The following is a 20,643-nucleotide window of genomic DNA, read 5'->3' as shown; positions in this document are numbered from 1 at the left end:
TCGGAAAAGTCCTGCACAAGCTTAGCTGACGGATTTTGTCGGGTATGGCCAGCGTCCAGGCTGTACGTCCTGCATATTTTTCACATCCGCTTCACTCCAGCGCCACAAACACAAGGCTAATGTGCCGCCAGTTTCGGGTGACAGGCCAGGCGGCCCACCCTTCGGACCCGAGCCCTGGAGTGCCAGCATGCTGGAGAATGTGATCGATACACCCCTGCGCCCCGCGCGCCTCAGGCGTCGGCGCTTGCACTGGCTGTTTGGCGGGCTGCTGGCGGTGTCGTTGCTTGGCCTTTGGCATTTTTCCCGCCCCCAGGTCAGCGACCTGGGCAGCGTGCAACAGATGAGCGAGCACGGCGTCTACGCGGCCTGGGCCAAGGGCGAGGTGATTGTGCTGGTGCGCCATGCCGAACGCTGCGATCGCTCCAACCATGCCTGCCTCGATGACCCCAGCGGCATCACCGTCGATGGCAGCCAGGCGGCGCAGGCCGTGGGCGACGGTATCAGGCAGCTGGGCCTGGGCGCGGCCGATGTGCTTGCAAGCCCGGAAGTGCGCACCCGCCAGACCGCATCGTTCATTTTCGGCAAGGCCATCGAAACCCAGGACTGGCTGATGCGATGCGACAGCACGTTCGCCGACGCCGCGTTTGCCCACAAGCGTGATGCCCGCAACCTGATCCTGGTGACCCACAGCGGCTGCATCGACCAACTGGAGCGCCAGTTGGACGTACCTGGCGGCCAGCGTGACAGTGGCTACGCCAGCGCGCTGTTCGTCACCAAGGGCAGCGACGGCAAACCCCATATCCTGGGCCAACTCAATGCCAAACAATGGCGCGAACTCGTCAGCGTCACAGGGAAGTAACCATGTCCAGAACCATGTCCAAAACCACACCAACCCCTTCACGCACCACGTTCTACATCAACAACCTGGCATTGCCGCTGGCGCTGGCTGTGGCGGTCTTTTTGCTGTTCGACCTCACCGAGCTGGACCGCTGGATCAGCAACCTGCTGATCGACCCGGCCACCGGCAGCTTCCCGCTGCTGCATGACCAGTGGTTCGAGAGGGTCACCCACAAATGGCCACGCATCCTGCCGGACTGGACCGGCGAGGCGGCGGTGATCGGCTCGCTGCTGTCGTTCATCTGGCCACGCCTGCAGAACCACCCGAACGCGGGGATAACCCGCCTGTTCGACAAGACCCGTATCAGCCCGGTACTGCGCTTTACCGCCCAGCATCGCCGCGACTTGCTGTATGTGGTGGTCGCCTTCGCCCTGAGCACCACGGTGATCCACTACCTGAAAAGCCACACCAGCGTGTATTGCCCGGTGGAAACCACCCTGTACGGTGGCCATGAGCTGCAAAAGGAGTGGTATGAGAACTTCACCCTGCTGAGCAAGGCCGGCGATGGCCGCTGCTGGCCTGGTGGCCACGCCTCCAGTGGCTTCACCCTGCTGGCCCTGTACTTCGTGGCCCTGCGCCACCGCTGGCAGCATGCACGCAAGCTGCTGGTGGCGATCCTCTTGATCGGTTTCGTGTATGGCACCACGCGGGTGCTGCAGGGCTGGCACTACATGTCGCACACCTTCTGGGCCGGGATCGTCGTCTGGTTCGCCAGCTGGGCGACCGCCCTGCTGTTCTATGGCCGACCAGCCCTGCAAGGCATCGAGCAGACGGCAGCGGAAAACCCTGCGGCGGACGCCTATGCTTGAGCAACCCCACTGCACTGGAGGGTGCAATGCCAAGCCGCGAAACCGCCGTGCTGCGAAGCTGGCAGCACAATGCCCAGGCCTGGATCGACGCCGTGCGCAGCGGCGCCATCGAAAGCCGCCGGCAAGTGACCGACCAGGCGATCCTGCTGGCCATCCTGGCGCGCCAGCCTGAGCGGGTACTGGACCTGGGCTGCGGCGAAGGTTGGCTGCTGCGCGCCCTGGCCGATCGCGGCATCGACGCCACCGGCGTGGATGGCGATGCTGCGCTGGTCGCCGCGGCGCAGGCGGCCGGTTCGCCACGGGTGTACCAGGCCAGCTATGAGCAGTTGGTCGAAAGCGCCAAAGGCGTAGGCGCCGGTTACGACCTGATCTGCGCCAACTTCGCCCTGCTGCAGCAGGACATCATTCCCCTGCTCGCCACCCTGAAGACGCTGCTGGTACCCGGGGGCGCGATGCTGATCCAGACCTTGCACCCCTGGAGCGTGGCCAACGGCGACTACCAGGATGGCTGGCGCGAGGAGTCCTTCAGCGGCTTCGCCGGGCACTGGAAGCCCATGCCGTGGTACTTCCGCACCCTGGCCAGCTGGCTGAATGCACTGGACATGGCCGGGTTCAGGCTGGCCAGCCTGCAGGAGCCGCAACACCCGCAGAGCGCCGTGCCGCAGTCGCTGTTGCTGGTGGCCGAGTAACGCCGCCGCGATCCTGCTTGAGCGGCTGCGTGATGAGCGCCACCACCTAAGTTCGTCGTGACGCTGGTAGTTAGCGCTGGGCGGTGCTTTGCTCGGCTGGCGGCGTCAGGTGCAAGACCCGGTTGCGGCCGCCTTCGGCCAGCAGGTAACCGCCCTTGCCGTCCGGGGTGATGGCCTGGGGCGCCTTGAGGAAGGTCAGCACCGTGTGTTGGGTGCCGTCGGCATCGACCCGCAGCAGGCGGGCACGGTGCGTGCTGTCTTCGCTGATCCACAGGCCACGCTGGTCGCACAGCAGGAAGGTAGGGTTGCGCAGGCCCTCGACCACCACCGGGTCCTGGCCATCGTCGGCCAGCGCACGCACCTTGCCGGTGGCTTTTTCGGTGTAGAGCAGGCGGCCGTCGGCGCAGCGGGTCAGGCCTTCGGTTTCGGTCAGGTTGGCGCGCAGCACCTCGAGCTTGCCGCTGGCCCACTCGTAGCGCATCAGCCGGCCATTGCCCTTGCGGTCCTCGATCGCGTACAGGTGGTCGCCATCGTTCCACAGCCCTTGCACGCTGTCGCCGTCGAACAGGTGGGTGACCTGGCCATCACGCGACAGGCTGACCGGCGCCTGCCCGCCCTCCTGGCTGAACACCCAACCGCCCTGGGCTGCGACCATGCCGTCGGGTTTGGACAATTTGTCGATCAGGACCACGCGCTCGCCCTGGGCGGTGATCTTGAGGATGCTGCCGCGGCCATCGTCCAGTTCGCGGCTGACCAGCAGGCTGCCATCGGCCTGCACCAGCAGCGAGGCGGCCTTGGTCACGTCGCGGTGCAGCACATCGACGCCCCAGCCATTGCTGGCCTGGACCGGGTAGAAACTTTGCCAGGCGAAGAAACCGAGGGTGGCGGTGAGCACTGCAGCAGTGGTGGTCAGGGCGATACGGGTGCCGCGCTGGCGCAGGATGGGCATGGGCTTGGGGCTCCTGGAAAGTGCAAAGGATCCTAGCAGTGGAATGTGAAAAAAATGTCAATGCGCCGGAACCTTCTCGCGGGCGTGGCGTCAGGCGAAATCATCCACACACAAAAGGATATAAAAAGAACAAATCAATCTAACCAAATGGAATTAAAAAATTGAAAGCCAAACGCCATCTCCTTAGGCTGGAAACATCCCCAGCCAGCCGTTCAAGGAGCTTCCCCCATGCCTGCCCGTGCCTTCTCGCCCCTGCGCCGCCTGCTAGTCGGCGGCCTTCTGGCCACCGTCGCCAGCGCCCTGCTGCCCTGGTCCAGCGCCGTCGCCGATGACGCCAAGATCCTGCGTATCGGCTACCAGAAGTTCAACAGCATCAACATCCTCAAAGGCAGCGGCGCCCTGGAAAAAGCCCTGGCCCCGCAAGGCGTGAAAGTGACCTGGCACGAGTTCGCCGCCGGCCCGCAACTGCTCGAAGCGCTGAGCACCGGTGCCATCGACCTGGGCCACGCTGCCGATGCGCCTTCGGTGTTCGCCCAGGCCGCCGGCAAACCGGTGGTCTACCTCGCCGCCGAACAGCCCTACCCGCGCGGCATCGGCCTGGTGGTGCGCGAGCAGGACCAGCTGGCCAGCGTGCAGGACCTCAAAGGCAAGCGCGTGGCCACCGGCCGTGGCTGGAATGCCCAGTACCTGCTGGCCGTGGCCCTGGAGCAGGCCGGCCTGAGCTACCAGGACATCACCCCGGCCTACGTCAACAATGCTGCCGATGCCGTGGCCGCCCTGCAGTCGGGCAGCGTGCAGGCCGCCACCCTGTGGGACCCGTTCCTCGCCGCCGCGCAAAGCCAGCCGGGCCTCAAAAGCCTGCGCGATGGCAGCGGGCTGACCAACAACCGCACCTTCTACCTGTCTACCGCGGCCTTCGCCGACCAGCACCGCGCGCTGCTCAAGACCTTCTTCACAGAGCTGGGCAAGGTCAGCCAGTGGGCCAACGCCAAACCTGCCGAAGTTGCCGCGCTGCTGGCGCCGCAGCTGGGCATCAACCCCAGCGTGCTGCAGGTAGCCAGCGAGCGGCGCAACTACAACGCCGTGGCCATCACCCCGCAGATCGTCGCCGAACAGCAGAAGCTGGCCGACACCTTCCAGGGCCTGGGCCTGATCCCGCACAAGCTGCAGGTGGCCGATGCCGTCTACCCGACCTCCGTGCTGCCTTGACCGAAGAGCCCCAGCCATGCCACGCCCGATCCGCTTCAACGCCTTCAGCATGAATGCCGCCAGCCACCAGTCGCCTGGCCTGTGGCGCCACCCACGCAACACCAGCGTGGCCTTCAACCGCCTGGACTACTGGACCGATTTGGCACGCCTGCTCGAACGCGGGCTGTTCGATGCGCTGTTCATCGCCGACGTGCTGGGCATCTACGACGTCTACCAGGGCGGCCCGCAAGCCGCCCTGCGCGGCGGCGTGCAAGTGCCGGTCAACGACCCGCTGCTGCTGGTGCCGGCGATGGCCGGGGTGACCGAGCACCTGGGCTTTGGCGTGACCTTTTCGCTGACCTACGAGCACCCGTATCCCTTCGCCCGGCGCATGTCCACCCTCGATCACCTGAGCAATGGCCGGGTTGGCTGGAACATCGTCACCGGCTACCTGGACAGCGCCGCCCGCAACCTGGGCCTGGCCCGCCAGCTTGGCCACGACCAGCGCTACGACCTGGCCGAGGAATACCTGCAGGTGCTGTACAAGCTCTGGGAAAAAAGCTGGGAAGACGACGCCGTGCGCCTTGAGCGCGACACCGGCCGCTACATCGACCCGAGCAAGGTGCACGCCATCGGCCATGCCGGCGAGCATTTCCAGGTGCCTGGCATGCACCTGTGCCAGCCGTCACCGCAGCGCACCCCGGTGCTGTTCCAGGCTGGCGCCTCGGCGCGTGGCCAGCAGTTCGCCGCCCGGCATGCCGAGTGCGTGTTCATCAGCGGGCCGACGCCCACGGTACTGCGCCGCTATGCCGACGGCATCCGCCTTGCCAGCGAGGAGGCCGGGCGTGGCCGCGACGAGGTGCTGATCTATGCCCAGGCGCTGCTGATCGTCGCCCCTACCACCGAGCAGGCCCAGGCGCGCTTTGCCGAGTACCGCCGCTACGTCGACCTGGACGCCGCCCTCGCCTTGCTGTCGGGCTGGACCGGCATCGACTTCGCCGGCCTCGACCCGGACACCCATATCGAATACGTCGAGAACGACGCCGGCCGCGCCGCGCTGGCGGCCTTCACCGCCGCCGACCCGAACCGGCGCTGGACCGTGCGTGAAGCGGCCGAGTTCGTCGGCCTTGGCGGCCGCGGCCCGGTGCTGGTGGGTGACCCGCAGGCCATCGCCGACCAGCTGGAGCACTGGCTGGACCAGACCGGCGTGGACGGTTTCAACCTGACCTACGCCGTGCAGCCGGACGACCTCACCCACGTCGTCGAGCTGCTGATACCGGAGCTGCAACGCCGCGGTCGCTATCCCCTGAACTATGCCGAGGGCACGTTGCGCCACAAGCTGTTCGGCAAGGGCGACCGCCTGCCAGAGGCCCATGCAGGCCAGCAGGTGCACATTCAGTAAGCAAATACCGGGTATTTCAACATTTAATTTGTGGATGCCGCGGGCTGGCCCATATGCTGTCCGCACATCCCCTGCACGCACCGGCCGGTGTGGTCCAAGGCACGGGGAGAGAACAACAAGTCGAGACCGTTCATGTCGAATCACTCCTACTTCGCCCCCCACGGTGGGCACCCGGCTCAAACCGAGCTGCTGACTGACCGTGCCATGTTCACCGAAGCCTATGCCGTCATCCCCAAGGGCGTGATGCGTGACATCGTCACCAGCCACCTGCCGTTCTGGGACAAGATGCGCATGTGGGTCATCGCCCGCCCGCTGACCGGCTTCGCCGAAACCTTCGCCCAGTACATCGTCGAAGTGGCCCCGGAAGGCGGCAGCGAGCGCCCTGAGCAAGACCCGAACGCCGAAGCCGTAGTGTTCGTCGTCGAAGGCGAAATCGACATCACCGTCGAAGGCAAGCTCCACACCCTAGGCCAGGGCGGCTACGCCTTCCTCGCCCCAGGCGCCGAATGGAGCCTGCGCAACAACAGCAAGTCCAACGTCACCTTCCACTGGCTGCGCAAGCACTACCAGAAGGTCGAAGGCCTGGACATCCCCGAGTCGTTCGTCACCCACCGCGACAACGCCACCGTCATCGAAATGCCGGGCACCGAAGGCCGCTGGGTCACCACCCGCTTCGTCGACATGGCCGACATGCGCCACGACATGCACGTCAACATCGTCACCTTCCAGCCGGGCGGCGTGATTCCGTTCGCTGAAACCCACGTCATGGAGCACGGCCTGTACGTGCTCGAAGGCAAGGCGGTATACCGCCTGAACCAGGACTGGGTCGAAGTGGAAGCCGGCGACTTCATGTGGCTGCGCGCCTTCTGCCCGCAGGCGTGCTACGCCGGCGGCCCAGGCAAGTTCAGCTACCTGCTGTACAAGGACGTCAACCGTCACGTGCACCTGACCCTCAACCCCAAGCGTTGATCCCAGGTTGCTGAACGAAGCCCGCCAACCTGGCGGGCTTCGTTTTTGCCGCGCATACTGCAGTTTCCCCTTTTGCGCGGTACTCGCCATGAACCGCTGCCTGCTGCTTGGCACCCTGCTGCTGGCCACCAGCGCCCTGGCCGACGATGGCTGGAACCTGGCCTACGACCGCGAAGGCATTCGCGTCTACCTCAGCGGCGCGGCCGATTCCCCCTACCAGCAATTTCGTGGTGTCAGCACCATCAAGGCCAGCGTGCGCACCCTGGTCGACCTGCAGGAGAACCTGCGCGTGGCCTGCAAATGGCTGTATGCCTGTGACCAGATGCGCCTGGTCGGGGTCGACGGCGACAGCACCTGGGTGTACCTGACCACCAACCTGCCGTGGCCGACGCTGCCGCGCGACATCATCCTCAAGGTCACCACCGAACGCCTGGACGACGGCACCCTGGTGCGCCACCTGAGCGCCGAGCCCAACAAGCTGCCCGAGGAACCCGGGCTGATCCGCGTGCAGCACCTCAATGGCGAGTGGGTGATGAAGCCGCTGGGCGAGCGCGAAACCGAAGTGACCTACCAGTTGCAGGCCGACCCGGCCGGCGATGTGCCCGGCTGGCTGGCCAACCGCTTCGTGGTGGATGCGCCGGTCGTGACCTTGCGCACCCTGCGGGCGGTGGCCGAGCGCCAGCCCTGAGGCGCTTTACTGCACGACGCCGCAGGCGAAGCGGGCCCCACCACCGCCGAGTTTTTCCGGATGGTCGCTGTGGTTGTCAGCGCCGGCATGCACCATCAACGCGTGGCCCTTGAAGTCGTCAGCCTTGAGCCGCGGCGCCAATACCGGGTAGCTGGCCTTGCCGTCTGCACCGACATAAAGCGCCGGCAAGTCGCCGCGGTGGCCGCTGTCGTCATACGGGCCCTTGTGCGCATTGCTCTTGCCCGGGTCCCAGTGGCCACCTGCCGCGCCGGCGGGCACGGGCTTGCCGTTTTCTTCGCTGGGGGCGCAGGACGGGTTCTGGTGCAAGTGGAAGCCATGCACGCCCGGCGGCAGGTCTTTGAGGTCGGGGGTCAGCAGGGTGCCGTATTGGTTCTGCTCGATGCTGATGGTGCCGATCGACTGGCCGGGGCCGTCTGGCCCGGCGAGCTTCAGCTCCACGGTCTGCGCGGCCTGGGCGAGGCCGGTAGAGGCCAGTAATGCGGTCAATAGCGCTGCTTTCATCGGTTTTCTCCATGGCAGGTGACACGGGCATAGCGCCCGCGCAAGAGATCGGACTGCCAAGGCCTGCGGGCATTCCCTCCAGCCACAGACTGAAACACAATAGCGCCTCGCCCGCTCAACCCCGGAGCCTGCCCGCGTGTCTCTCAAAGCCCTGCGCACCCTGGTGACCATCGCCCGCCACGGCACCTTCGCCCGTGCCGCCGACCTGCTCAGCCTGACGCCGTCGGCGGTGAGCCTGCACATCAAGACCCTCGAAGACGAACTGCAGGTGGTGCTGTTCAACCGCAGCCGGCGCCAGGTGGTGCTGACCGAGGCCGGGCAGCTGGCGGTGGCGCGCGCCGAAACCATCCTGGCGGCCTACGACGAACTGGCCGATGCCTTGGCCAGCGGGCCGAGCCTGCGTGGCCGCCTGCGGCTCGGCGCGATCCACACCGTGCTGGCGCGCCGCCTGCCCAAGGCGCTGGTGTGGATCAAGGCGCACCACCCGGACCTGCACATCAGCGTGGCCTCGGGCATGTCGGCAGAGCTGGCGCGGCGCGTGGAAGACGGCGAGCTGGATGCGGCGATCACCACCGAGCCGGTCATGCCCTACCCGCAGAGCCTGGACTTCACCCCGCTGTTCGAAGACCGCTTCTGGGCCATCGCCAGCCCCGAACTCGCCGGCCAGAGCCTGCCCCAGTTGCTGGCCAGCCAGCCTTTCCTGCGCTTCGACAAGCGCGCCTGGGCGGGCCGGCAGATCGAGCAGGAGCTGCGTCGCCAGCACCTGCAGGTCAGTGAACAGATGGAGCTGGACAGCCAGGAAGCGTTGGCGAGCATGGCGGTCATGGGGCTGGGGGTGGCGATCATCCCGATGGCTGACGACGACTTGCAAAGGCTGCCAGCGGCAACCTGCCTGCCCTTCGGCGAGCCACAGCTCAAACGCCGGGTGGTGCTTCTGGAACACGAGAAAAGCCAGCGGCGGCATTTGAGCGCGGTGCTCAAGACTGCACTTGAGGCGTGACTGACCGTGCAGTTTTCCTCAACGGTGGCTGCAGAAATACGCGTTTTTAATGATTGATCGGTGCGACTAACCTGTGCCCGTACCCGATCACGGAACGCCCGCCATGCTCCACCTGCTGCTCACCACCTTAGTGCCCATCATCCTGCTGATTGCCCTGGGCACGCTGCTGCGCATCCGCGGCTTTCTCGCCGAGAGCTTCTGGCCAGGTGCCGAACGCCTGAGCTACTACGTGCTGCTGCCGTCGCTGTTTCTCCACGGCCTGGCCACCGCCAACCTCGATGGCGTGCCGGTGCTGGGCATGGTCGGTGTGCTGATGCTCTCGACCCTGCTCGGCGCCGTGCTGCTGGTGCTCTACCAAGGCGCGGTGAACCATGATGGCGCCGATTTCACCTCGGTGTTCCAGGGTGGCGTGCGCTTCAACAACTACATCGGCGCCACCCTCGCCGCCGGCATCTACGGCAGCGCCGGCATCGCCCTGGCGGCCGTGGCCAACGCCGCCATCGTGCCGCTGGTGAACCTGCTGTGCGTGCTGGTGTTCGCGCGCTTCAGCGCCCGCCACAGCTCGCCGGCCACGGTGCTGCGGGCCATTTTTGCCAACCCGTTGATCGTCGGCTGCGCCGGTGGGCTGCTGCTGCGGGTGACCGGGCTGGGCCTGCCGGCGGGCCTGGAGCCGACGGTCAAGGCCCTGGGCCAGGCGGCCCTGCCCCTGGGCCTTCTGTGCGTAGGCGCGGCGCTGGGTGGCGCGAGCGTTGGCCAACAGGTGCGGCCGCTGATGGCGGCGTCGATGTTCAAGTTCCTGGTCATGCCGCTGACCACCTGGGGCCTGTGCCGGCTGCTGGGCCTGGGTGGCCAGGCGGCGGTGGTGGCGGTGTTGTTCCAGGCGCTGCCGACGGCTTCATCGTCCTATGTCATGGCCCGGCAGATGGGCGGCAATGCCCCGTTGATGGCCACCATCATCGCCCTGCAGACCGTGCTTGCCGCCGTCACCCTGCCTTTGGTGCTAATGCTTACGCTCAAGTGATGGCGCTTGGCTAGACTGTGAGGCAACGCACATTTGGGAAGCTCAACCATGCGCTGCTCGTGGATGGTGATCGGATTGACCACGGCCCTGCTCGCAGGCCCCTTGCATGCCGCCGACACTGCCAAGGCCGCAGTGGCCGAAGACAAGGCGCAGGTGCTCGAAGAAAAGGTGGCCAATGACGCCCCACCGCCGAAAAAAGCCGAAACCCTGAGCCCCGGCGAGGTCAAAGCAGTCGACCCCGCAGGCCAGGCGCCGATGGATGACAGCATCACCTGCCTGGCCCGCACCATCTACTGGGAAGCCAAGGGCGCCGATGCGCAGGATATGAGCGCGGTCGCCAGCGTGGTGCTCAACCGCCTGGGCCACGAGGGCTTCCCCAACACCATCTGCGGCGTGGTCAAGCAAGGGGTGGAAAGCAAGTCGTGCCAGTTTTCCTGGTGGTGCGACGGGCGCCCCGACCAGGTCGAGGAGGCGCAGCGCTACGACGTGGCCAAGGAAATCGCGCGCAAGGCGCTCAACCAGCAGCTCAAGGATACAACCGGCGGCGCACTCTACTTCCATGACCGCAACGTACATCCCGAGTGGGCCAAGGCCTACCGCAAGACGGCCGAAACCCGGCACTTCCTGTTCTACAAACCCAACCAGGCCCTGGCACGCTGAGCGCATCAGCGGTGGCTGATGGTGCGAATGATTACCAACCGTTCGCACTTTTCTGGCGACCCATGGTCTACTCCCTCTTTTGCCGCCCGCAAGCCTTTGCCGGCGCTCAACTTTGCTTCGCACGATTCCGGGCCAAAAACCCTGGGCTTGTGTAGGATGAGCAGCGCATACCAAGACGCTGCCAGTCACAGGGAGATCCACATGCGCGTCCTGTCATCCGTTGCCGCCTTGTCGCTGGGCCTGGTCATCTCGACCGGGAGCCTGGCTGCCACCGGCGAAGAGGCGCAGCTGATCGATTCGATCAATGCCTACCGCAGCCAGGCCCAGCCCTGTGGTGGCGAGGCATCGCTGGAACTGCCGCCGCTCAACAGCGACACCCGCCTGGACCTGTCGCCGGAAGGTACCCGCGACCTGCAACAGGCCATGACCCGCGCCGCCTACCCGATGGTCAATGTCCAGGCCATCAGCCTGTCCGGCCCCCGCGATGCCCGCGCCGCCATGCATGCCATCGAAGAGAGCTTCTGCCAGGTGGTGCTCGACCCGCAGTTCGTCGATATCGGTGTCAGCCAGGAGGGCCGCGACTGGCGCATCGTCCTCGCCCGCCCGCTGCTCAGCGGGCGCCTGGGCGACTGGCAGGCCGAGGGGCAGAAGCTGCTGCAGGCGATCAACGTTGCGCGCAAGGCGCCGCGCCAATGCGGCGGCCAGCCGTTCGCCGCAGCGCCGGCGCTGAGCTGGAACACCACCCTGGCTGGCGTGGCGGCGACCCATACGCGGGCGATGGCCAACCAGAACTTCTTCGACCATATCGACCGTGACGGGCGCACCCCGGGCGACCGTGCGGAGCTGGCAGGCTACCTGTACCAGCAGATTGGCGAGAACATCGCCGCCGGGCGTGACACCGCGCAGAAGGTGGTGGATGGCTGGCTGGCCAGCCCCGGGCATTGCGCGACGCTGATGAACCCGGACTACCGCGAGCTCGGCGCCGCCTATGCCGTGGACCCGAAAAGCGACGCCGGCATCTATTGGACGGGGCTGTTCGGCACCCCGCAGTGAACAGGCTGTGCTTTATGCTGCGCAAGTGCCTTGATTGTGGGAGCGGGCTTGCCCCGCGAACACGGGCGCAGCCCGTGCCAAGCAACGCAGGTGTATGGGCGTGCCTCTTCGCGGGGCAAGCCCGCTCCCACGAATACCCCACAAGCTCTAGCCTCTGTGCCCTCAAGCGCCCCTGCGCAACGCCAGCGCCGTGCAACCAAAACGCTGGCGCACGCAGCGCCCCAGGTAGCTGGCATCGCCCAGCCCTACCTCGTCGGCAATCTGCCCCAGGCTATGGCTGGAGTTGAGCAACCGCCAGCGCGCCTGCTGCAGGCGCATCTCCTGCCACCAGGCCTTGGCGCTCATGCCATGGCTGGCCTGGAACTGGCGGTCCAGCTGGCGTCGGCTGATGCCCAGATCCAGCGCCAGCTGCTCGATGGAGAAGCGCGCCGCCAGGTGATGACGCATCAGTGCCAGGGCGCGCTGCACCTGGCGCCCCTGGCCTGGGCCGGCCTCCAGCGAGCGCAAGGCATGGCGGCTGTCCCTGGACTCGTCCACCAGCATGTCGGCCAACCCCTTGAGCGCACGCGCGCGCCCACAGCTGCGTGACAACAGCTCGACCGCCAGGTCGATGGCCGCAGTGCCTCCCGCGCAGGTGATGCGCGCCCCGTCGATGCAGTACAACTGCTCGGGCAGCAGCTCCAGGTGGGGGAAGCTGGCGCGAAACTCGGCCTCGTGACGCCAGTGCACCACCACCTTGTGCCCGTCCAGCAAGCCGCAGGCCGCCAGCAGGAACGCCGCATTGTCGATGCCGACCAGCTTCACGCCGGCCCGGGCTGCGCGCTTGAGCAGGCCTTTGTACTGCCCCGCCAACCGCGCCGTTGCCTCGGCATTGCGACCGCCAAACAGCACCAGGTAGTCGTAGTCGGCCAGGCGCTGCTCGACAATGGCCTCGACCTGCAGCACCGCCCCGCTGCTCGACACCACCGGTTCGCCGGCCAAGCCGCCGAGTGTCCAGGCGCAATAGCGCTGTCGGCTGTAGTCCTCATCGTCTGCACTGAAACGCAGCTTGTCGAGAAAGGCGCCAAAGGGCAGCAGGGCAAAGTCCGGCAACGGCAGAACCAGCAAGCGGATATCGGGGGTCATGACCGGCGTGTCCAGATAACACCATGGAATGTCCAGATAATACCTTCGGCATCGCGCGCCGTCCCTTAAACTGGCGGCCATCTCGAACTCAAGGCATTTTCCATGGCACTGGATACCTGGCTCCTCTACCTGCTGGCGAGCATCGGCCTGTCGCTCACCCCCGGCCCCAACAGCTTGCTGGCCCTGACCCACGGTGCGCTGTATGGCGCCCGGCGCACCTTGTTCACCATTGTCGGCGGGGTGTTCGGCTTCAGTGCCCTGATTGCCTTGGCCATGTTCGGTTTGAGCGCCCTGCTGCAAGCCTCGGCTTCGGTGCTGACCGTGCTCAAATGGGTGGGCGGGGCCTATCTGCTGTGGCTCGGCATCCAGCTCTGGCGCAGCCCGGCCTTGCAGCTGGAGGCCAGCCAGCGCACGGCCAGCCTGGGCAATGCAGACCTGTTCCGCCAGGGCCTGCTGTCGGCAGTGGCCAACCCCAAGGTGCTGTTGTTCTATGGCGCATTCCTGCCGCAGTTTCTCGACCCGCAACGCGGGTTGCTGCTGCAGTTCGTGATCATGGCGGCGACTTTCGCCAGCGTGGAGTTCGTGGTCGAGTACCTGCTGGCACGGATGGCATTTCGCGTGCGCCCCTGGCTGGCCAAGGGCGGCAAGGGCTTCAACCGCTGCTGCGGCAGCCTGTTCGCGCTGATTGGCGTGGCCTTGCCGCTCAGCCGATAACGCGCAGGATCGGCAGAAGCTTGTCCATATGTATCCTTTTGCCTAGCGCCTCAGAAAAGTCCTACACGCTGAGTAGGTGCCCATGAGGCGCGCCGATTTTCGATGAAGTCCATAGTGAATGAACTCCTGTAGAGCGAGATTCCCTATGACACCCTCCAACCTCCTGACCCCTCTCCCTTCCTGCAACCCCGCCGCGCCGGAGTGGGTCGACGACCTGCTCAAGCGCCCTGGGTTGCGTATCGAACGCATCGTTTCCAGCGGCCAGTGCAGCCCACCCGGCTTCTGGTACGACCAGCCCGAAAACGAATGGATCCTGCTGCTGAGCGGCAGTGCCGGCCTGCGCCTGGAGCATGAAGCCCACACCCGGCTGCTGGCACCCGGCGATTGCCTGGACATCCCGGCCCACTGCCGGCACCGCGTGGAGTGGACCGCCCAGGGCAGCCATACCGTTTGGCTAGCCGTGTTCTACGGCACCGCAACGCCCTGGCCTGCCAGCTGACCTGATCGCCCCGACTTCTTTTCCTTGAACCCCTGCGCGGCCCTTGGCCATGGCGCAGTGCCCCCGCTCGCCTGTGAAAACCACTCACAGCCCGGCTTCACTCACCCACGCTGGACATTCACGCATGCACCACCTTACAACCGATCGCACCCTTCGCAGCGCGCTGCGCAGTTCCGCCCTTGGCCTGGGCGCCGCCTCCCTGTGTGGCAATGCCCTCGCCGTGCAACCCTTGATCGAGCTTGAAGAGACGCAGGTCAACGCGCCCGCCTCGACCAGCCCCCGTACCGAACGCTCCGCGTCGATCAAGCAACTGGCCCCCTTGCTCGACACCCCGCAGACCATCACCGTGGTCCCGGCCCCGGTGCTTGCCCAGCAGCAGGCGCTGGGCCTGCGCCAGGTGCTGTCGAATGTTTCCGGCATCACCTTCAACGCCGGTGAAGGCGGTGGCGGCTCTGGCGACAACATCAACATCCGCGGCTTTTCGGCGAGCAACAGCATCCAGGTCGACGGCTTGCGCGACAGCGCCCAGACCACGCGCTCCGACACCTTCAACCTCGAACAGGTAGAGGTGATCAAAGGCCCCAGCTCAGTGTTCGGCGGGGCCGGCGCCACCGGCGGCAACATCAACCTCATCAGCAAGCAGCCCGACCACCAGGCCTTCACCCGCCTGGGCGGCAGCCTCGGCAGCGCCGGCTATCAACGCCTGACCCTGGACAGCAACCAGCCGCTGGCCGCTGTCGGCCAAGGCAGCGCGGCACGCCTCAACCTGATGGCGCACCGCAACGAAGTGCCCGGCCGCCCCGGCATCGACCAGCAGCGCTGGGGCATAGCCCCGGCATCGACCAGCAGCGCTGGGGCATAGCCCCGGCCCTGCAACTGGGCCTGAGTGACGCCACCTGGCTGACCCTGAGCGCCTTGCACCAGGTCGACGACAACCTGCCCGACTACGGCGTGCCGGCGCTGGACGGCAAGCGCCTGGCGGGTGTCGAGCGCGACCAGTACTTCGGCTGGAAGAACCTCGACAAGGAGCACATCGAGCAGAACCAGCTGACGCTCGATCTGCAACATGACTTCAACGAACAACTGCAGCTGCAGCAGTTGGCCCGCTACAGCCAGCTCAGGCGTGACACTGTGGTCTCCGCCTCCCACGTCAGCACCCGCGGTTTGCCCCCTGGGCGTTACCTGCCTGCCGGCCCGCAGGGCTACGGCCGCGACGCCACCACGCAGATGTGGATCAGCCAGACCAGCCTGCGTGGCCACCACCGGCTGCTGGGCCTGGAACATGACTGGGTGATGGGCGTGGAGCTGTCACGCGAAACGCTGGCGCTGAAAACCTACAACCATGGCCTGGGCACCCCGCGCTACCCCGCCAACGGCTACGCGCTGGAGAACCCGCCCGGTTACTGGAGCGGCCCCGTGCAAAAGGCAGTTTCGGGCTACACCGAAACCGCGCTGGACAACCAGGCCCTCTACCTGTTCGACAGCATCGCCTTGAACGAGCGCTGGGACCTGCACCTGGGCCTGCGCCACGACCGCTTCGCCGGCAGCGCCAAGGGGTACTCCCCGGCCCACGAGCGCACCTCGGCCTTCGACAGCCTCGACCATACCGTCAGCAGCCGGGCCGGGCTGGTCTACAAACCCACCGAACACGGGCGCGTCTACCTTGCCTGGGGCAACTCCTTCAACCCTTCGGCCGAGTCACTGGCCAGTAACGCGCGGGGCCTGAGCGCAACTACCGAAGGGCTCGCGCCGGAAAGGAATCAGACCTGGGAACTGGGCAGCAAATGGCTGATGCTCGACCAGCGACTGGAGCTGGACGCCGCGCTGTTTCATATCGTCAAGAGCAACGCCCGCGAAACGCTGGCGGACGGTTCCACCGTGCTGTCCGGCAAACAACGCGTACAGGGCCTGGAACTGGGGCTCACGGGCCACCTGAGCGAACGCTGGACGGTATTCGCCAACTACACCTTCCTCGACAGCGAGACCCTCAAGGCGGCCGCAGGTAGCAACGGCTTCGCCAGCAAGGGCCAGGCGCTGGGCAATACCCCGCCGCGTTCGCTGAACCTGTGGACCACCTACCAGCTCACCCCCACGTGGACCTTCGGCTATGGCGCCCGCTATGTCAGCGAACGCAACGTCACCTCCAGCACCAACGCCAAGCTCGATGCCTACTGGCTGCACAACGCCATGGTCGGGTACCGGGTCAACCGCCAGCTCGACCTGCAGTTGAACGTCAACAACCTGTTCGACAAAGCCTACGTGGAGCGCGTGCGTCAACAGAACGGCAACGCCGCACGTTCGTCGGCCGTCGAGTATGGCGCCAGCCGGGCGGCCATCCTCACCGGCACCTATCAGTTCTAGGCAAGAAAAGGGGGCCTGCTTGCGGCAGGCCCTTTGGTGCCTAATACAAAAGTCTGAGCAGCGCTCGGAACACTAACAAACATCTGCTTTTAAAGCATTGTTCACTGCCTGATCTAAACTTTTCGCGACAAACCCGCAAGTTCAAGCCTGCGACAATCAGCCTCACAAGATTATGTACTAACTTGTTAATTAGCTTGCTAAGGGCTTAAACTGCGCGCATTCCACCTGCTGAGATCCCTGGCATGAACGAAACACCGCGCGCCGCTGGCGCCACAAAAATCCTCCTGATCGGCCTGGGCGTGGTCATCGCCCTGCTCGGCCTGCTCCTCGCCGCTGGCGGCGTCAAGCTGGCCGGCCTGGGCGGTTCCTGGTACTTCCTGATCGGCGGCCTGGCGATGGCCATCGCCGGTGTGCTCATCGCCCGCCGCAAGAAGGCCGGCGCCTGGCTGTACGCAGCCTTCCTGCTCGGTACCGCGATCTGGGCAGTGGTCGACACCGGCCTGGTGTTCTGGCCGCTGTTCTCGCGCCTGTTCATGTTCGGCGCGATCGGCATGGTGGTGGCGCTGGTCTACCCGCTGCTGGCACGCGCCAGCGGCGCCAGCGCCGGCCGCGGTGCCTACGGCATCGCCGGCGTGCTGGCCGTGGTGCTGGTGATCGCCGCCGGCAACATGTTCGTTGCCCACCCAAGCGTCGCCCCCAACGGCAAGGGCCCGGGCATGACCCCGGTCGAAGCCGGCAAGGCGCAGAAAGACTGGGCGCACTACGGCAACACCGAAGGTGGCAGCCGCTTCGCCGCGCTCGACCAGATCAACCGCGACAACGTCGACAAGCTCAAGGTGGCCTGGACCTACCACACCGGTGACGTGGCCATCAGCGACGGCAACGGTGCCGAAGACCAGCTGACCCCGCTGCAGATCGGCAACAAGGTGTTCATCTGCACCCCGCACAACAACCTGATCGCGCTGGACGCCGACACCGGCAAGGAGCTGTGGAAGAACGCCATCAACGCCCAGTCCAAGGTCTGGCAGCGTTGCCGCGGCATGGCCTATTTCGACGCCACCGCCGCCATCGCCCAGCCGACCCAGCCGAACAGCTCGCCGATCACCGGTGGCAGCGTGCCGGCCGGCGCCAACTGCCAGCGTCGCCTGCTGACCAATACCATCGACGGCCGCCTGATCGCCGTCGACGCCGACAACGGCGAGTTCTGCCAGGGCTTTGGCAACAACGGCCAGGTCAACCTCAAGGCAGGCTTGGGTGACGTGCCGGACTCCTACTACCAGCTGTCGTCGGCGCCGCTGATGGCCGGTACCACCGTGGTGGTGGGCGGCCGTGTTGCCGACAACGTCCAGACCGACATGCCAGGTGGCGTGATCCGTGGTTTCGACGTGATCACCGGGCAAATGCGCTGGGCCTTCGACCCGGGCAACCCCGAGGATCGCCAGGCACCGCAGGGCGACAGCACCTACGTGCGCAGCACCCCGAACAGCTGGGCGCCGATGTCCTACGACCCGGCGATGAACACCCTGTTCCTGCCGATGGGCTCCTCGTCCACCGACATCTACGGCGTTGAACGCAACACCCTGGACCACACCTACGGCGCTTCGGTGCTGGCCCTGGACGCCACCACCGGCAACCAGAAGTGGGTGTACCAGACCGTGCACAACGACCTGTGGGACTTCGACCTGCCGATGCAGCCGAGCCTGATCGACTTCACCAAGGACGACGGCCAGACCGTGCCTGCGGTGGTGATCGGCACCAAGGCTGGCCAGATCTACGTGCTCGACCGCGCCACCGGCAAGCCGCTGACCCAGGTCGACGAAGTGCCGGTCAAGCCAAGCAACATCCCCAACGAGCCGTACTCCCCAACCCAGCCGAAATCGGTCGGCATGCCGCAGATCGGCGCGCAGACCCTGACCGAGTCGGACATGTGGGGCGCCACCCCGTATGACCAACTGCTGTGCCGCATCGACTTCAAGAAGATGCGCTACGACGGCCTGTACACCGCGCCAGGCACCGACCTGTCGCTGAGCTTCCCGGGTTCGCTGGGCGGCATGAACTGGGGCAGCATCTCCACTGATCCGGTGCATGGCTTCATCTTCGTCAACGACATGCGCCTGGGCCTGTGGATCCAGATGATCCCGTCGCAGAACAAGGCTGCGGCCGCCTCCGGTGGCGAAGCCCTGAACACCGGCATGGGCGCCGTGCCGCTCAAGGGCACCCCGTATGCGGTGAACAAGAACCGCTTCCTGTCGGTCGCCGGCATCCCGTGCCAGGCGCCGCCGTTCGGTACCCTCACCGCCATCGACATGAAGACCCGCAAGGTGGCCTGGCAGGTACCGGTCGGCACCGTGGAAGACACCGGCCCCCTGGGCATCCGCATGCACCTGCCGATCAAGATCGGCCTGCCCACCCTGGGCGGCACCCTGTCGACCCAAGGCGGCCTGATCTTCATCGCCGGCACCCAGGACTTCTACCTGCGCGCCTACGACAGCAGCAACGGCAACGAGATCTGGAAGGCGCGCCTGCCAGTCGGCAGCCAGGGTGGCCCGATGACATACGTTTCGCCCAAGACCGGCAAGCAGTACGTGGTCATCACCGCCGGTGGCGCCCGCCAGTCGACTGACCGTGGCGACTATGTGATTTCTTACGCACTGCCATAAATCGCGTCGTCCTCATCGCCGGCAAGCCGGCTCCCACACCTGTGGGAGCCGGCTTGCCGGCGATGAGACCCTGAAAGATAAAAAGAGACCCCGCAATGCCATCCGCTTTTCGCCTCACGACTCCCCTGCTTCTCGCCCTGGCCAGCACCACCGCCCTGGCCGATGGCGACCTGATGACCCGCAACACCCTGACCGGCGACTGGGGCGGCCTGCGCCACCAGCTCGAGGAAGACGGCGTCAAGCTGACCGGCGACTACAGCGGTGAAACCGCCTACAACGCCCATGGCGGCCTGCACCGCTCGGCCCGCTACTCGCAGAACATCAAGCTGGGGGCGCAGTTCGACCTGTCGAAGCTGTACGGCCTGGACAACGGCGGCAAAATCCAGCTGACCATCAACGACCGCCGCGGCAACAGCGCCTCGGAAGACCTGGTGGGCAACCGCCTGCCGATCCAGGAAAACTACGGTGGCCTGTACACCCGCCTGACCGAGCTGAGTTACGAGCGCACCCTGTTCACCCCCGCGCTCAACGTCAAGCTCGGCTACATGGCCATGGGCAACGACCTCGGCGGCCTGGACAGCGGCATCCTGTGCAACTTCATGAACGCCGGCTTCTGCGGCCATCCGCTGAACATGTCCGGCGGCAGCGGCTGGACCAACTACCCCAACGCCCACCTCGGCGCGCGGGTGAAGTACGACCTGTCGCCGTCCTGGCAACTGCGCGTGGCGGCGTTCAACGTCGACCCGCAAAGCAACGGCAACTCCAGCCGCGCCTGGCACCTGGGGCCCAAGCACACCACTGGCACCGTGCTGCCGGTGGAGCTGGTGTACAAGCTGCAGGGCGAGCTGCCCGGTGAATACAAGCTGGGTTACTACTACGACAGCTCCGACGTGAAGCGCATCGGCAGCGACAAGCAAGTGTCCGGCCGTGGCGGCCATTACCTGCTGGTCGACCAGGCGGTGTGGAACGATGCCGGCTCGCCGGGCCGCAGCCTGCACGCCTTCGGCCAGTACTCGGCGTCGAGCGAGGCGGCGTCGCCGTTCACCAAGTGGTATGGCGCAGGCGTGGTGCTGTACCAGCCGTTCGCCGGCCGCCCACGTGACACCGTGGCGCTGGGCTATGGCCGCGCCGTGCCCAACCCGCGCAGCCGTGACGTGCTGGAAGACGCCGCGGTCAATGCCGGGCAGCCGTTCCCCAACATCGACAACGCCGAGCAGTTGATCGAACTGAGCTATGGCTACCAGGCCACGCCGTGGCTGAACCTGCGGCCCGATGTGCAGTACATCATCGAGCCGGGCGCGTTCTCCGGGAAGGACATCGACAACGCGCTGGTAGTGGGGCTGCAGGTCAAGGCGACCTTCTAAGCCCTGCGGCCCTATCGCCGGCAAGCCGGCTCCCACACCAGTCCTGTGGGAGCCGGCTTGCCGGCGATGGGG

At 66.0% G+C, this 20,643-nt stretch carries 18 protein-coding genes and 1 pseudogene; 16 read left to right on the top strand and 3 right to left on the bottom strand.

Annotated features, from left to right (window positions below; translation table 11 throughout):
* The first annotated feature begins 187 nt into the window (after positions 1–187).
* From ACIPG5_RS14620 to ACIPG5_RS14610, 3 genes are read left to right on the top strand one after another with little or no spacing between them, the layout of a single operon-like run.
* A complete protein-coding gene (locus ACIPG5_RS14620; protein ID WP_176515174.1) occupies positions 188–859 on the top strand; it encodes a histidine phosphatase family protein in 672 nt (223 codons plus the stop codon).
* A gap of 14 nt (positions 860–873) precedes the next feature.
* The gene (locus ACIPG5_RS14615; RefSeq protein ID WP_401375923.1) at positions 874–1,707 is read left to right on the top strand and encodes a phosphatase PAP2 family protein; all 834 of its coding nucleotides are present in this window, start codon (positions 874–876) and stop codon (positions 1,705–1,707) included.
* Positions 1,708–1,733: 26 nt separating this feature from the next.
* Entirely contained in the window at positions 1,734–2,396 is a 663-nt protein-coding gene (locus tag ACIPG5_RS14610) for a bifunctional 2-polyprenyl-6-hydroxyphenol methylase/3-demethylubiquinol 3-O-methyltransferase UbiG (RefSeq protein ID WP_176515176.1), read from the top strand.
* 70 nt (positions 2,397–2,466) lie between these two features.
* On the opposite strand, the gene ACIPG5_RS14605 is transcribed toward ACIPG5_RS14610, so the two are convergent.
* Positions 2,467–3,345: an SMP-30/gluconolactonase/LRE family protein gene (locus ACIPG5_RS14605; protein WP_236236501.1), complete on the bottom strand. Its 879-nt coding sequence runs from the start codon at positions 3,343–3,345 to the stop codon at positions 2,467–2,469.
* Between the two features lie 228 nt (positions 3,346–3,573).
* On the opposite strand from ACIPG5_RS14605, the gene ACIPG5_RS14600 reads away from it, so the two are divergent.
* The 4 genes from ACIPG5_RS14600 (at position 3,574) to ACIPG5_RS14585 (ending at position 7,592) form a co-directional block, all read left to right on the top strand.
* The gene (locus ACIPG5_RS14600) at positions 3,574–4,554 is read left to right on the top strand and encodes an aliphatic sulfonate ABC transporter substrate-binding protein (RefSeq protein WP_401375919.1); all 981 of its coding nucleotides are present in this window, start codon (positions 3,574–3,576) and stop codon (positions 4,552–4,554) included.
* Positions 4,555–4,570: 16 nt separating this feature from the next.
* Positions 4,571–5,935 (top strand): LLM class flavin-dependent oxidoreductase, encoded by a 1,365-nt coding sequence (locus ACIPG5_RS14595; protein WP_401375916.1) that lies wholly within the window; start codon positions 4,571–4,573, stop codon positions 5,933–5,935.
* 132 nt (positions 5,936–6,067) lie between these two features.
* Complete coding sequence (locus ACIPG5_RS14590) at positions 6,068–6,904, top strand: bifunctional allantoicase/(S)-ureidoglycine aminohydrolase (protein ID WP_176515184.1); 837 nt, start codon at positions 6,068–6,070, stop codon at positions 6,902–6,904.
* An 88-nt stretch (positions 6,905–6,992) separates the two neighbouring features.
* The gene (locus tag ACIPG5_RS14585) at positions 6,993–7,592 is read left to right on the top strand and encodes an START domain-containing protein (protein WP_401375913.1); all 600 of its coding nucleotides are present in this window, start codon (positions 6,993–6,995) and stop codon (positions 7,590–7,592) included.
* Between the two features lie 6 nt (positions 7,593–7,598).
* On the opposite strand, the gene sodC is transcribed toward ACIPG5_RS14585, so the two are convergent.
* Entirely contained in the window at positions 7,599–8,114 is a 516-nt protein-coding gene (gene sodC, locus ACIPG5_RS14580; RefSeq protein ID WP_401375910.1) for a superoxide dismutase [Cu-Zn] SodC, read from the bottom strand.
* A gap of 136 nt (positions 8,115–8,250) precedes the next feature.
* On the opposite strand from sodC, the gene ACIPG5_RS14575 reads away from it, so the two are divergent.
* From ACIPG5_RS14575 to ACIPG5_RS14560, 4 genes are all read left to right on the top strand, one after another.
* A complete protein-coding gene (locus ACIPG5_RS14575; RefSeq protein ID WP_401375907.1) occupies positions 8,251–9,114 on the top strand; it encodes a LysR family transcriptional regulator in 864 nt (287 codons plus the stop codon).
* Between the two features lie 103 nt (positions 9,115–9,217).
* Complete coding sequence (locus ACIPG5_RS14570) at positions 9,218–10,135, top strand: AEC family transporter (protein ID WP_176515192.1); 918 nt, start codon at positions 9,218–9,220, stop codon at positions 10,133–10,135.
* A 48-nt stretch (positions 10,136–10,183) separates the two neighbouring features.
* A complete protein-coding gene (locus ACIPG5_RS14565) occupies positions 10,184–10,795 on the top strand; it encodes a cell wall hydrolase (RefSeq protein WP_401375904.1) in 612 nt (203 codons plus the stop codon).
* A gap of 201 nt (positions 10,796–10,996) precedes the next feature.
* Complete coding sequence (locus ACIPG5_RS14560) at positions 10,997–11,848, top strand: CAP domain-containing protein (protein WP_176515195.1); 852 nt, start codon at positions 10,997–10,999, stop codon at positions 11,846–11,848.
* A 162-nt stretch (positions 11,849–12,010) separates the two neighbouring features.
* On the opposite strand, the gene ACIPG5_RS14555 is transcribed toward ACIPG5_RS14560, so the two are convergent.
* Positions 12,011–12,973, bottom strand: coding sequence for a GlxA family transcriptional regulator (locus ACIPG5_RS14555; protein WP_401375901.1), 963 nt, complete (start codon positions 12,971–12,973; stop codon positions 12,011–12,013).
* A gap of 102 nt (positions 12,974–13,075) precedes the next feature.
* On the opposite strand from ACIPG5_RS14555, the gene ACIPG5_RS14550 reads away from it, so the two are divergent.
* The 5 genes and pseudogenes from ACIPG5_RS14550 to ACIPG5_RS14530 all read left to right on the top strand — a co-directional run bounded on the left by ACIPG5_RS14550 (position 13,076) and on the right by ACIPG5_RS14530 (position 20,571).
* A complete protein-coding gene (locus tag ACIPG5_RS14550; RefSeq protein ID WP_236236508.1) occupies positions 13,076–13,687 on the top strand; it encodes a LysE family translocator in 612 nt (203 codons plus the stop codon).
* Between the two features lie 145 nt (positions 13,688–13,832).
* Positions 13,833–14,186 carry a cupin gene (locus ACIPG5_RS14545; RefSeq protein ID WP_236236509.1) on the top strand — a complete coding sequence of 118 codons (354 nt, stop codon included), beginning with the start codon at positions 13,833–13,835 and terminating at the stop codon, positions 14,184–14,186.
* Between the two features lie 124 nt (positions 14,187–14,310).
* Positions 14,311–16,547: pseudogene (locus ACIPG5_RS14540) on the top strand (TonB-dependent receptor).
* A gap of 242 nt (positions 16,548–16,789) precedes the next feature.
* Positions 16,790–19,207, top strand: coding sequence for a glucose/quinate/shikimate family membrane-bound PQQ-dependent dehydrogenase (locus ACIPG5_RS14535; RefSeq protein ID WP_401375898.1), 2,418 nt, complete (start codon positions 16,790–16,792; stop codon positions 19,205–19,207).
* A 95-nt stretch (positions 19,208–19,302) separates the two neighbouring features.
* Positions 19,303–20,571 carry a carbohydrate porin gene (locus tag ACIPG5_RS14530; RefSeq protein ID WP_401375895.1) on the top strand — a complete coding sequence of 423 codons (1,269 nt, stop codon included), beginning with the start codon at positions 19,303–19,305 and terminating at the stop codon, positions 20,569–20,571.
* Positions 20,572–20,643: the final 72 nt, after the last annotated feature.

The sequence above is a fragment of the Pseudomonas sp. NPDC087029 genome, from assembly GCF_044745345.1.
Taxonomy (GTDB): Bacteria; Pseudomonadota; Gammaproteobacteria; order Pseudomonadales; family Pseudomonadaceae; genus Aquipseudomonas; species Aquipseudomonas faucium.
Note: the sequence above shows the minus strand (reverse complement) of the source record. Positions and strands in the feature narration are given on the sequence as shown.